Genomic DNA, 12,410 nt, shown 5'->3' on the forward strand with positions numbered 1-12,410 from the left:
GTTACGACAAGTATTTTCGTTCGATTGGAGACGCATCGCGACGCACAGATGACAAGTTTTGCGCAAGCGATTCGTACTTATCGGGGCGACGGCGGGTCGCGCGACGAGTTCTTCGCGGGAGTGGACGGCGCACTGGCGACCGAGCAGACTCCGGCGAAGCGGCTCATGGAAATCCTCGACGAGGAGCATGCGGCGCAACCGTTGCCTCCCGACATCTATGCGGCCATTCGCCGCCGCATCGAGCACGCGGCGCGCATGCGCCCGGACGCCGATTCCCCCACGGGCCCCGCGAGCCGCGACGAAACCCGTCTGCAGACCGCGCCGGGCTTTGCGCCGCCGCCCTCGCGCGATCCGAGCAGCGGCACCGGCAGCCAGGCGACGCAGGTGATCGTCGATCACGATCAGCAGATGAAAGGCGTCGGCGACACGCTCAACAGCCGCTTCGTGCTGGAAGAATGTCTCGGCATCGGCGGGATGGGCACCGTCTACAAGGCGCTCGACCTGCGCAAGCTGGAAGCGTCGGACCGGCGCCCGTATGTCGCGATCAAGGTGCTGAATCTCCAGTTTCGCGGCAATCCGAAGTCGCTGATCGCGTTGCAGCGCGAGGCGCGCAAGGCGCAACAGCTTGCGCACCGGAACATCGTCACTGTTTACGATTTCGACCGCGACGGCCAGATCGTCTACCTGACGATGGAATATCTCTCCGGCCAGCCGCTGTCCCGATTGCTTCGGAACCCGAATTTCAAGGGCATGCCGTTCGCCGAAGTCTTTCCGATCTTCAAGGGCATGGCCAACGCGCTCGCCTACGCGCACGAGCGCGGTTTCGTTCACTGCGATTTCAAGCCGGCCAACGTTTTTCTGACCGATACGTCGGAAGTGAAAGTGATCGATTTCGGGATTTCGCGCGTCATTCAGCGGCCCGAGGAAGAGACCGAGGCGACCGTCTTCGATCCCGGCAGTCTCGGCGCGATGACCCCGGCGTACGCGAGCCCGGAGATGATGGAGCATCGCGAACCCGATCCGCGCGACGACATCTACGCGCTCGGCTGCATCACGTATGAACTGCTGACCGGCAAACATCCGTTCGATCGCGTGCCCGCGTTGCAGGCGAGGAGCGCGGGCATGAAGCCGCAGCGCCCCGAGCATCTCGGCAACCGGCAGTGGAAAGCGCTGAAAGCCGCGCTCGCGTTCGAGCGCGAGGCGCGCACGCCGAGCGTCGTGCAATTCCTCGAGGAAATCGCCGAGGAGCACGCCGCGCCCGCCACCGGCCGCAAGGCGAAAAAGAGCGCCGCGCCGAAGCTCGCGATCGGCGCGGCGGCGGTCGTGGCGGCGTTGATCGCCGGGGCGGGCTATTACTTCTACGAGCAGTCGGGACGCGGCGAGGAGACCGCGCGCGAAGCGCCGCCGTCCTCATCCGAAGGCAGCGCCACGGGCACGGTGACCCAGCACGCGCCGGAAAAAGCCGCGCCGGCTTCCGCCGTGGCGATCACGCCCGCGGTGCCGCCGCGGCCCATTCCCGAACTGACGATGGCCGCCGTCACGCCCGTGCTCGCGAGCGTGCCGTGTTCGGCGCTGGTCGCTTCGGTGCACGATCAGACCGTCGACGTGCAGGGCTTCGTATCGCAGAAATACGGGCTCGCGCGGCTGAAGGATGCGCTCGGCCGCGTGCCCGGCGTGAAGACCACGAACTTCGGCGTGCAGCAGGTCGCCGACGACAAATGCGATCTGCTCAAGGTATTCGCGCCGTTCTGGACGGCCAACCGGCAGTCGGGCAGGCCGGCGTCGGTGCACACGCGTTCGCGCGCGACGCGCCTCACCGAGGGCGATCCGCTCATCATCGACTTGATGACGCCGGCGTTCGAGTCGTACGTCAACGTCGATTACTTCATGCTCGACGGCAGCGTCGTGCATCTGCTGCCCAACGCGCGCTCGCGCGACAACCAGGCGCCGGCGAACTACACGGCCACCATCGGCACCATGGGCGATTGGGTCGTCGGCAAGCCGTTCGGCTCGGAGATGATCGTGCTGACGGTCACGCCCGCGCCGCTCTTCGATTCGGCGCGCCCCGACAGCGAGGCGAAGCCCGACTACCTGCGCGCCGTCGAGAAGCGCCTCACCGCGCTCGCGGGCAAGTATGGCCACGACCGCGTGGCCGTCGATATTTTTCAGATCACGACGCAGGGCAAGAAATAAGGCCCGTCCCGCGCATGTGGATCATCCACGCGGGAGGCCGGGCCTTGTCGGGAAGAAGCGAGGTCAGGTTTTGGGCTTCTCGATAGTCGCTTTCAGTTCCTTCAGGGCGTCTTCCATGCGCTTGCTGACGAGCGCATACGCTTCCGCCTGAGTCTGCTGCGTCGTGCGCGCGATGTCCTGCATGTCGGCGAGCGCGTTGTGCAGCACGCGTTGCACGACTTCGTTCGCGTTGAATGGAGGTTGCGTCGACGTATTGGCGAATTGCTTCGCGATGGATTCCAGATCGCTCAAGGTCCGGCGCAGGATTTCGACTTGTTTGTCGCGCAGCGCTTCCATGCCGCCGAACGCGACGCGATTGGTCGCCGCGAGCGCTTCGACGTCCTTGCGCCGCGATTCCATGATCGCGGTGACGTCGAACCCAGGAAGCTGATACTGCTGGAACATGGCGGCAAACTGGCTGAACGGATCGCTGAAATTTTGATTCATGGTGCCTCCCCAGGGTTCTGTTGGTCGAATGCGAGCCATTCTTGCGGGCGAAGGCGAGGATGGCCCGGGCAGCATGCGCCGTGTGCGCGAAATCATGCCAACGCGCGCCAGCACCTGATACTACCAATATAAGCGCCGGAAATGGGGCAAGGGAAAACACCAGAACGAGCGATCGTGTCGCGGCCGCGTTTTCTCGCGATTGATGCAGGTCAACGCTCGCCGCGCCGGGCCGACGACCATGAATTATGGCGGCGCAATATCGGCGTGCAGCGCGGGCGGCCGAGGCCGCCCGACGGTCGGGAGAAGATCATGATCAGGGGTGAAGGGCGCATCGTCGCGGCCTTGGGCGCCGTGTTCGTGACGCTGGGCGGCATCAATGCCGCGTTGCGCGGCCTGCTCTTCGACGAGACGGCCGTGATGTACTACGGCGTCCTCGCGATTCTGATCGGCGCTGCGTCGTTCGTCGTGATGCTCACACCGTTGCCGGGCGACGAGCCCTGAGATCGCGTCCTTCGATCAGATTCCCTCCTCGCCCGCGAAAACGCCGCGCTCCGCCCTGATCTGTTCGCGGTCGATGCACTGCACGTGCCAGCGTCCGGTGCTTTTTGCCGTTGCGCCGTCCACATACCAGAGCACGCGTCCAGCAAGGCCTTCACATGGGCCGCCGGGAGCATCGACGTCGAGGCGTTCCAGCACGCAGATGGGATCGCCGACGTGCTGGTCGCAGATCATCGTGCCGTTCAATCCCGAACGCAGGCCGCCCCAGTCCGGCACTTCCACCGCCTGATGTCCTTCGCGTGACCATCGGCGGGTTTCCTTGTCGAGCCACAGGATGGCGTAGGCCGCCGACGGAGCGCCTTCGAAGCCATCCAGCTTGACCGTGATACGCATGTCATCCTCCATGAAACGATTCGATGGACGAGACGCTCAGCACTTCCGCACTGGCCATGAGCGTCGTCGATTGAATGGCGGCTTGCGCCGCGCGTATTGTTAAGGCGTTGCTACACGGCTCATGTGAGGCCGCGATAAGAGGTTCGAACGGCGTGCGCCAAATAAGTTTTAACGCGACGCATGTAATGGGTTCCATCGCAGAGACGTCGCTCGAGCGCGCCGCGCCGCAACAGACAGAACAGTTAAAGCATCAAGCAAGTCCGATGCCGAACCATGCCCTTGCTTCGTGACCGTGCGGCTTTAGTTTAGTACGACAATCTGACGCTTCAGCGACAGGCATCGCGGGCATATCGCCGCATGCGGGCGCGACGAACGCGGCGCATCGTCGTGCGATGTCACGTTACGTCGACGCTCGCTCGCCGTGCATGTGTGCACCACGCCGGCTTTGCGCGCCTCAACGCGTTGCAGAGGGTTGTGAGCAAGTCGGGCCGTTTCGGGCGTGAAGCGCTGCGCTGCAATATCGACGCGGCGGCGCCCACGATACGCGCGAACGTTCGTCAGTGATGTTCGAGCATCGTCCGATCGACGATGCGCACCTGTCGCCCGTTGAGACCGATCGCGCCCTCGCGTTGCAGCTTCGAGAGCGTGCGGCTCACGGTTTCCAGTTCCAGGCCCAGATAGCTGCCGATGTCCGCGCGGGTCATCGGCAGGATGAGTTCGTTCGCGTGATCGCCGGTTGACGCATCGCGCGCGTCGAGACGCTCGGAAAAATCGAGCAGGAACGCGGCCACGCGCTCGCGCGCGGGCATGGTGCCGAGCATCAGCGCAAGCCGCGACGCGCGCACGATTTCAGCGCTCATGATCGCGAGCAGTTCGTGCTGCATCGCCGCGTATTCACGGCACAAAGGTTCCAGTATGCCGACCGGCATGATGCGCACGATGCTCGGTTCGAGCGCGATGGCGTCGCTTTCGTGCCGTCCGGTGCACACGCCGTCGAGGGCGAGCGTTTCGTTCGTGAAATGGAAGCCGGTGACCTGCATGTGCGGGGCGCTGTCGTCGTCGCCGCTCGGATACGTCGCGACGGTTTTGAAGCAGCCGCTTTGCACCGTATAGAGGCTGCGCAATGGCTCGCCCATGCAATAAAGCGCATCGCCGCGCTCGACGGTGCGCGTCGGAAACGGAATGGCGTCGGCGTCCGAGAGGCGCACGTGCAGCGTCGGCGCGGCGTGTCTGACCGAAGCGCCCGAATTGGCTGAAGGTTCCATGAGCGGTTTCCCCCTACTGATCAGTATGGTTCACGGACTAAGGAAAGGACAACCCGGCGCGGCGTTCAGAATTCGATGTCCAGCTCGTCGATCTCTTCGGCTTCCTGTTGCGCATCGGCGATCCACTGGCGCATTTCCGGCATCGCGAGAATGCGCTCGCCATACGCGACGATATCCGCGTCGAGCTTGACGTCGTAGGTGACGAAGCGCGTGACGACCGGCGCGAACATCGCATCCGCGCACGAGCGTTCGCCGAAGAGATACGGCCCGCCGTATTGCGCAAGGCACTCGTGCCAGATCGCCACGATGCGCTCGATGTCGGTCTGCGCGCGCGCCCACACCTTGAAGCCGGGAAAGTGCGCTTTCAGGTTCATCGGCAACGCGGAGCGCAACGCGGCGAAGCCCGAATGCATCTCGCCGCAGATCGCGCGGCAATGCGCGCGCTCGGCGCGTTCCTTCGGCAGCAGCCCGGCGTCGGGGCGCACTTCGTTCAGATACTCGGCGATCGCGAGCGTGTCCCAGACCTTGATGCCGTCGTGAAAGAGGCAGGGCACGAGAATCGACGGCGAAAGCAGAAGGAGTTCGGCGCGCGCGCCGGGATCGTCGGCGGGCATTACGGCTTCCTCGAACGGCAGTCCGCTGAACTTCGCGAGCAGCCAGCCGCGCAACGACCAGGACGAATAGTTCTTGCTGCTGATGGTGAGCGTGGCCTTCGCCATGAGCTTCTCCTCGCGCGTCGTGCACCAAGACGGATCGAGCGCGGTGCGTGCAGGCACCGAAAGGCGGCACTACGCGCTCGTGGATGGTAGCCGTGCAAAGGATATGCCAATCGTTCGGGCGATTGGCATGTCTATTGCCTCTTTCGACGCTCCACATCGACGCATGCGCCGCCCGCGTGCAAGAGAGATGAATCCGTTCGCCTACGCGGGCTATCAGGCCTGGTCCGATTCGATGCTGCCGATACGTCACGCCGCCGCGCTCGTCGGCGGCGCGCTGCGCGTCTGGCCGGAGATCGGCGCGACGCCGCAGGGCCGCGGCCTCGCGGCGATCTGCGAGCAGATCGAACTCGCCGGGCTGACGCACGCGCGGCCGTCGTTCGGTATCGCGGAAGTGGACGTCGAAGGCAAGCCGATGCGCGTCGCGGAAGAGGTTGCGGCGCGCACGCCGTTCTGCGACCTGCTGCATTTCCGCAAGGACGGTGTATCCGTCGCGCAGCCGCGCGTGCTCGTCGTCGCGCCGATGTCCGGCCACTTCGCGACCCTTTTGCGCGGCACCGTGCGCACGATGCTCGCCGACCACGACGTCTACATCACCGACTGGCGCAATCCGCGCGACGTCTCGCTGATGCACGGCCGCTTCGGCTTCGACGAGTACGTGCAGCACATCGTCGATTTCATCGAAACGATCGGGCCGGGGGCGCATCTGCTGGCGGTGTGTCAGCCGACCGTCGCGGCGCTGTCGGCGGTTGCGTTGATGGCCGAGGACCGGCATCCCGCCGAGCCGGCGAGCATGACGCTGATGGCCGGCCCCATCGACACGCGCGTGAATCCGACCCGCGTGAACGAGCTCGCGAAGAGCAAGCCGCTCGAATGGTTCGAGCGCAATCTGATCGGCATGGTGCCGTTCGGCTTCGCGGGCGCGATGCGGCGCGTGTATCCGGGCTTCGTGCAACTGGGCGCGTTCATGTCGATGAATCTCGCGCGCCATCTCGAATCGTTCGAGGACATGTATCGTCAGCGCGCGAAGGGCGACCCCGCGCAGGCGGACGCGATCCGCGTTTTCTACGAGGAATATTTCGCGACGATGGATCTCACCGCCGAGTTCTATCTGGAAACCGTCGATACCGTCTTTCAGCGTCACGCGCTGCCGCTGAAGCAACTCGAAGTGCGCGGCCGGAAGGTCGATCCGTCGGCGATCCGGCGTACCGCGCTCTTCACCGTCGAGGGCGAGCGCGACGACATCTGCGCTGTCGGGCAGACGCTCGCCGCGCAGGATCTGTGCGACAAGCTGCGGCCTTATCTGAAGGCGCATCACGTGCAGACGGGCGTCGGGCACTACGGCGTCTTCAACGGCAAGCGCTGGGAGCGGCAGATTTATCCGCGAATCCGCGCATTGATACACGACAACGAACCGAGCCCGGCCGGCGTCAACGCGCGCGCGCAGCCGATGGTCCCGTTGCAGGCGATCGCGCCGCTCGCGCGTGAATCGACGGTTGCGGAGGAGCAGGCGCAGGCGGCGCAGCAGAGCGGCGGCAAGCAGGCGATCGCCGATCCCGACGACGCACGCGCAACCGAATAGCGTCAGCCCGTCGCCACGCCCGAAAGTGGCAGGACGAGGCGCGACTCCGCGCCGCCGCCTTCGCGCGCGCGCAATTCGAGCGTGCCGCCATGCAGCCGCGCAATGCGCTCGACGATCGCGAGACCGAGACCGGTGCCCTTCGGCTGGCCTTCGCCGCCGCCGCGTTTGAACGGCTGCTTGAGCGCTTCCGGGTCTTGTCCGCCAAGTCCTTTGCCGCGATCCGCGATCACGACGCACGCGGCGTTCGCCCGCTTGTCCGTCCACGTGCGCACTTCCAGCCCGACGACGCCGTACAGCACGGCGTTCTGCATCAGGTTCATGAGCACGCGCATCATGCTGATGGGGCGAAACGCAAACGGTTCGATCTCGCCGAGATCGAGCGCGAACTCGTGTCCCAGTCCCGCGAAATCGGCGGCGAGATTGGCGATCAGTTCGTTGAGATCGCCGACGACGGGCGTCTCCTTCGCGCCGCTGCCCGCGTAATCCATGAACTGCTGAAGAATCGTGTCGATGGTGTCGAGATAACCTTCCGCCGATGCCGTGAAGGTCGCGTCCGTCGACGGCACGGAGGACATCGCCATGGCGAGGCGCAGCTTGGTCATCGGCGTGCGGATGTCGTGCGAGATGCCCGCGAGCATCAGCGCGCGCGTCGCTTCGGCTTCCTTCAGCGCGGCCGTCATGCGGTTGAATGCGCCGCTCACCTGCGCGATTTCCGTCGGGCCGTCCGTCGGCAGAACGCCCGGCTCGCCGCCCGCGGAAACGAGCCGCGCGGCATCGGCGAGATGCGAGAGCGGACGGTTCAGGTGGCGCTGGATCACATACGCCGTCGCGAACGCGAGCGCGCCGAGCCCGAGCGAAAGGAGCAGGGCGGTCACGAGGCCGTCGTCGTGCGCGGCTTCGGGGACCGGCAGCGCAAGCCAGCGCGGCTCGCCCGACAAATGCGCGCGAATCCACAGGCGTTGCTGGCCGTCGTCGGCGGAATCGCCGCCTTGCCAGCGCACGAGCATGTCGGCGGGCAAATGCCGCCGCAGACTCTCGACGAAGGTCTGACGCTGATACGTTTGATAGAAGCGCAAGCGCGATCCCGGCGCCGTCTCGTGCGCGCCGGCGGGCAGTTCGGCGTGGATGTCGAGATGGGCGCCGACGCTTTGCGCGGCTTCGGGCGGCGTCGTTTGCAGCAGCGTGTCGAGCGTGACGATGTAGCTCGCGAACGTCGCGGCCGCACGCTCGATGCGCGGCGTCTGGATGAAGTGCAGCAGCACCGCGATCGCGCAAATCTGGCTCACCGCGACGAGCGCGACCAGCAGCAGGACGTTGCGCGCGAAGAGCGAGCGCGGCACGAGCGGCACGCGGCTCACGATTCGATTTCGGCGAGCAGCATGTAGCCGACGCCCCAGACGGTCTTGATGAAGCGCGGCTTGCCCGGGTCTTCCTCGACGATCTGGCGCAGCCGCAGCACCTGCACGTCGATGCTGCGATCGAGCGCGTCGTGATCGCGGCCGCGCGTGCGGGCGATGAGATTGTCGCGGCTCACCGCGCGATTCGGCGAGGAGCCGAGCGCGTGCAGCAGTTGCATCTGCGCGGAATGAATGTCGAACGGCTCGCCGTTGCGATACAGCTTCTGTTTCGCGAGATCGAGGCGGAACTCACCGAAGCGGACGACGTGCTGCGTGTGCGTCGGATCGCCGGCGGCGATTTTCTGGCGGCGCAGCAGCGCGCGCACGCGAGCCACCAGTTCTTGTGGCAGGAACGGTTTGGCGAGGTAATCGTCGGCGCCGGTTTCGAGGCCGATCACCTTGTCGACCGGATCGCCCTTCGCCGTGAGCATGAGGATAGGCAGCGTCTGACCTTCGGCGCGCAGGCGCTTGCAGACCGAGAGGCCGTCTTCGGGCTCCATCATCCAGTCGAGCACGAGCAGGTCGTAAGGCTCGCGCTGAAGGTAGCGGTCGAGCCGCTTGCCATTTTCGACGACGCGCACCTCGAAACCCTGCGAACTCAGAAAGCGCTGCAGCATGTTGCGCAACTCGGCTTCGTCGTCGAGCACGACGATCTTCGGCAGGGTTTCCATGGAGGCTCCGGATCAGCGTTGTGCGGCGTGCTCGCGCATGAAGGCTTCGATCTGCGGCAGCGTCACGTAACCGTTCTTCTGCGTGTCGATCTGGTCGAAGTGTTTGGCCACCATCGGCATGCCCGCCGATGCCTGTTCGCGCGTGAGCTTGCCGTCGTGCGTCGTGTTGGCGTTCGAAAAGCGCGTCTGCAACTGCCCGAGCGCGCGTTCGACGCGCGGGCTTGCGCCCATCGGCTGAGTGGCGGTTTGCGCGAACGCGGCGCCCGACGTGGCGCACGCCGCGCAGGCAGCAAGGGCGGCAAGAATTTTTCGCATGGCTTTCTCCCTGTTCCGGATACGGATGCATGTCAGCGGTGATCGGTGATGTCATTCTATTGAGCCGCGCGGCGAACGCAATCTGGTGAATGCTACGAATCATGTCGCCAGATCTCACGCGCGCTTGCGCCGACACACGGCGACACAAGTTACGGCTCACGCTTTCAGCGACGCTTGGCTATCGTTCTCATCGCCGGCAGACGTGTTCGATTCGCGCTGCCGAGATTCATCTCTCACGATGCATGAGGACTTCAACATGAACATCCGTTTGCTCAGCGTTTCCGCCGTTGCCGCCATCAGTCTGACCTGCGCGAAATCCGCGTCGGCTGGAACGAGCGTGCAGGTTTCCTATGTCGCGCCTCCCGTGTACTACTACGCGCCGCCGCCGAGGCCGGCTTATTACTACGTGCCCGCGCGCACCGTGGTCGTCGCGCCGGTGGCGGTCGCCGTGCCGCCGCCTTCGCCGCCGAGACCGACGGTCGTCGTGTCGCCTTACGCGGTGATGCCGGGCGTCAGGATCACTTATGCGCAGCCGGTGCTGGCGGCACCCGTCGTCGTGATGCATTGATCGATCGCGGCCTCCTATACTGGATGAACCGCGTTCGCCCGATATGCCGATGCGGCGGCGACCCGGCGCATCGCGCCGTTTCATGGCGTTCCAACAGGAGGATCGTGCCATGCTATTCATCGTCAATTGGAGTGCGCAGCCCGAGGTCGAACGACAGGCCGCCGAGCGATTCATTCAGACCCGCGGCGCGCCGCCCGACGGCATCGAACTGCTGGGACGCTGGCATGCGATCGGCTCCATCTGGGGCGTCGCCGTTTGCGAATGCGAGGACATCGAGCCGCTCGCGCGCTGGGCGCACGAATGGGCCGATCTCTTCATGTTCGACATCAAGCCTGCGATGACCGACGAGCAGGTCGGAAAAATGCTCGTGGAATTCGCGGAGCGCCAGTAGACGAAACACGCGCCCGATTCTTCGTACGAACGGCGGGCGCATCAGGGTTTGTTTGGCTTGCCGCGCAGCGGACAATGCCGCATTATTGGAACGTACTAGTTAGTTCAAAAGTGAGCGCCGTTCGCGATCCCCGAATTGTTCCCGCAAGGATGGCGCCGTCAAGGAGCGAAGCGTGACCCAATCCCCTACGAAAGAACCTTGTGTGATATCGGTGGCGATCACCGGCTCGGTGCCGCGCAAGAAGGACAATCCCGCCGTGCCGATCACGATCCCCGAGCAGATCGAGAGCACGCACGAAGCGTATGAAGCGGGCGCGACGCTCGTACACCTGCATGTGCGCGACGAAGATGAACGCTCGAGCTCGGACCGGCATCGCTTCGCGGAATTGCAGGAGGGTATTCGCAAGCATTGTCCGGACATCATCATCCAGTTTTCGACGGGCGGCCGCGGACGTTCGTTCGAGCAGCGCGGCGCGATGCTCGACCTGAAGCCCGACATGGCGTCGCTCGCGACGGGTTCGGTCAATTTTCCGACGATCGTCTACGAGAATCCGCCCGATTTCGTGCGCTCGCTCGCGCAAACGATGCTCGATCACAACGTGAAGCCCGAGATCGAGATTTTCGATCTGGCGATGCTCTATAGCACCGTCGATCTCGTGAATCAGGGCTTGCTGAAGCCGCCCGTGCACGTGCAATTCGTGCTCGGCGTGAAGAACGCCTTGCCCGCGCGGCTCGAGATTCTGGAGTTCGAAGTCGAGCAATTGAAGAAGAATTTGCCCGATGCGACGTGGACGGCGGCGGGCATCGGGCGTCATCAGCTCGAAGTGAATCACTGGACGCTGCAGTTGGGCGGGCACTGCCGGACGGGGCTGGAAGACAACGTGCGCTGGGACAAGGACACGCTCGCGAAGAGCAATGCGCAACTCGTGAGCCGGGTGGCGTCGTTGTGTGCGGAATATGGGCGGCCGGTGGCGACGGCGAAGGAAGCGCGGGAGTTGTTGTCGCTGTAAATTCGTTTGACGTATTTTTTCGGAGGCGCGTCGCCGGGGTATCCGGCGACGCGCCTTTCTGTTTTTGCGTCCGAAAATCTGTCTTACAATCGGTCTCCACCCTGACAAGCACGGCAAGCGCGCACATGAACGAGCGTAAGTCATCCGGGCTCGCCGACCGGATTTACAGCGACATCCTCAACAGCATCGTGGAAGGCGAGTTCAAGGAGGGCGACCGGCTGCTCACCGAACACGCGCTGGCCGAACGCTTCGCGACTTCACGCCCGACTGTGCGCGAAGCGCTTGCACGATTGCGCGCGGACGGCATCATCGTGACGCGGCGCGGATCGGGAACGGTCGTCGGGCGCCGGCCCGATCCGGACGTGCGCCGTTTCGCGCCGCTCGAAACGCTCTCGGATATTCGCCGCTGCTACGAGTTTCGGATCGTGACCGAGTCCGGCGCGGCGGAACTCGCCGCCAGCAAGGCCGAAGACGACGATATCCACGCGATTCGCGATGCCTGGGATCAGATGGAGCGCGTCGTCGAAACGGCGCAGGGCATCGGCGCGAAAGAGGATTTCGCGTTCCATCTCGCGGTCGCGCGCGCGTCGAAGAATCAGTTTTTCATTACCGCGCTGTCGTTCATCGAGGAACAGATCGAAGTCAGCATGAACCTGTCGCGCAATCTGTCGTTCGTGATGACGCTCGAACGACAGCGTGTCGTTCAGCGCGAACATCTCGAAGTCCTCGAAGCGATTCGCGCGCGTGACGCCGCCCGGGCCGGAAAAGCGATGAAGGCGCATCTGCAAAACACGCTCGATCGCATGTTCGGCGACTAGCCACGCGCGCAGTTGTCACACAACCTTGGCGTTCGCAGGCTAAAAATCGTCGTCGATTGAGTGAGTTGTTTGACAACTTTGCGCGATTGGCAAGCTGGCCGTCGTGAA

At 64.5% G+C, this 12,410-nt stretch carries 14 protein-coding genes; 7 read left to right on the forward strand and 7 right to left on the reverse strand.

Annotated elements, in window-relative coordinates; all coding sequences use genetic code 11:
- Positions 1-48 precede the first annotated feature (48 nt).
- The gene (locus NOV72_RS02245) at positions 49-2,193 is read left to right on the forward strand and encodes a serine/threonine-protein kinase (protein ID WP_106853242.1); all 2,145 of its coding nucleotides are present in this window, start codon (positions 49-51) and stop codon (positions 2,191-2,193) included.
- Positions 2,194-2,256: 63 nt separating this feature from the next.
- Here NOV72_RS02245 and phaP read toward each other — a convergent pair whose 3' ends face one another.
- Positions 2,257-2,679: a phasin family protein gene (gene phaP / locus NOV72_RS02250; RefSeq protein ID WP_106852930.1), complete on the reverse strand. Its 423-nt coding sequence runs from the start codon at positions 2,677-2,679 to the stop codon at positions 2,257-2,259.
- A gap of 174 nt (positions 2,680-2,853) precedes the next feature.
- On the opposite strand from phaP, the gene NOV72_RS33040 reads away from it, so the two are divergent.
- Entirely contained in the window at positions 2,854-3,180 is a 327-nt protein-coding gene (locus tag NOV72_RS33040; protein WP_342753354.1) for a DUF2964 family protein, read from the forward strand.
- Between the two features lie 15 nt (positions 3,181-3,195).
- Here NOV72_RS33040 and NOV72_RS02260 read toward each other — a convergent pair whose 3' ends face one another.
- From NOV72_RS02260 to NOV72_RS02270, 3 genes are all read right to left on the reverse strand, one after another.
- Positions 3,196-3,570 (reverse strand): DUF3564 family protein, encoded by a 375-nt coding sequence (locus NOV72_RS02260; protein WP_245932857.1) that lies wholly within the window; start codon positions 3,568-3,570, stop codon positions 3,196-3,198.
- A gap of 557 nt (positions 3,571-4,127) precedes the next feature.
- Positions 4,128-4,835, reverse strand: coding sequence for a Crp/Fnr family transcriptional regulator (locus NOV72_RS02265; protein ID WP_106852932.1), 708 nt, complete (start codon positions 4,833-4,835; stop codon positions 4,128-4,130).
- 65 nt (positions 4,836-4,900) lie between these two features.
- Positions 4,901-5,554: a glutathione S-transferase family protein gene (locus tag NOV72_RS02270; protein WP_106853244.1), complete on the reverse strand. Its 654-nt coding sequence runs from the start codon at positions 5,552-5,554 to the stop codon at positions 4,901-4,903.
- Positions 5,555-5,741: 187 nt separating this feature from the next.
- On the opposite strand from NOV72_RS02270, the gene NOV72_RS02275 reads away from it, so the two are divergent.
- Complete coding sequence (locus NOV72_RS02275) at positions 5,742-7,133, forward strand: polyhydroxyalkanoate depolymerase (protein WP_106852933.1); 1,392 nt, start codon at positions 5,742-5,744, stop codon at positions 7,131-7,133.
- 2 nt (positions 7,134-7,135) lie between these two features.
- On the opposite strand, the gene NOV72_RS02280 is transcribed toward NOV72_RS02275, so the two are convergent.
- Genes NOV72_RS02280 through NOV72_RS02290 form a run of 3 tightly spaced genes read right to left on the reverse strand, consistent with a single transcriptional unit; the run spans position 7,136 to position 9,516 of the window.
- Positions 7,136-8,482, reverse strand: coding sequence for an ATP-binding protein (locus NOV72_RS02280; RefSeq protein ID WP_106853245.1), 1,347 nt, complete (start codon positions 8,480-8,482; stop codon positions 7,136-7,138).
- A 5-nt stretch (positions 8,483-8,487) separates the two neighbouring features.
- The gene (locus NOV72_RS02285; RefSeq protein ID WP_106852934.1) at positions 8,488-9,201 is read right to left on the reverse strand and encodes a response regulator; all 714 of its coding nucleotides are present in this window, start codon (positions 9,199-9,201) and stop codon (positions 8,488-8,490) included.
- Positions 9,202-9,213: 12 nt separating this feature from the next.
- On the reverse strand, positions 9,214-9,516 hold the full coding sequence (locus NOV72_RS02290) for an EF-hand domain-containing protein (RefSeq protein WP_106852935.1): 303 nt from the start codon (positions 9,514-9,516) through the stop codon (positions 9,214-9,216).
- 256 nt (positions 9,517-9,772) lie between these two features.
- Here NOV72_RS02290 and NOV72_RS02295 point away from each other — a divergent pair, with 256 nt between their 5' ends.
- The 4 genes from NOV72_RS02295 to NOV72_RS02310 all read left to right on the forward strand — a co-directional run bounded on the left by NOV72_RS02295 (position 9,773) and on the right by NOV72_RS02310 (position 12,302).
- Positions 9,773-10,084, forward strand: a complete 312-nt coding sequence (locus NOV72_RS02295; RefSeq protein ID WP_245932858.1) for a hypothetical protein — start codon at positions 9,773-9,775, stop codon at positions 10,082-10,084.
- A 109-nt stretch (positions 10,085-10,193) separates the two neighbouring features.
- Positions 10,194-10,475 carry a DUF3303 domain-containing protein gene (locus NOV72_RS02300; protein WP_106853246.1) on the forward strand — a complete coding sequence of 94 codons (282 nt, stop codon included), beginning with the start codon at positions 10,194-10,196 and terminating at the stop codon, positions 10,473-10,475.
- A 172-nt stretch (positions 10,476-10,647) separates the two neighbouring features.
- Positions 10,648-11,484 carry a 3-oxoadipate:acetyl-CoA acetyltransferase gene (locus NOV72_RS02305; protein ID WP_106852937.1) on the forward strand — a complete coding sequence of 279 codons (837 nt, stop codon included), beginning with the start codon at positions 10,648-10,650 and terminating at the stop codon, positions 11,482-11,484.
- A gap of 125 nt (positions 11,485-11,609) precedes the next feature.
- Positions 11,610-12,302, forward strand: coding sequence for a FadR/GntR family transcriptional regulator (locus NOV72_RS02310; protein ID WP_106852938.1), 693 nt, complete (start codon positions 11,610-11,612; stop codon positions 12,300-12,302).
- Positions 12,303-12,410 lie beyond the last annotated feature (108 nt).

Source organism: Caballeronia novacaledonica (assembly GCF_900258035.1).
GTDB classification, from domain to species: domain Bacteria; phylum Pseudomonadota; class Gammaproteobacteria; order Burkholderiales; family Burkholderiaceae; genus Caballeronia; species Caballeronia novacaledonica.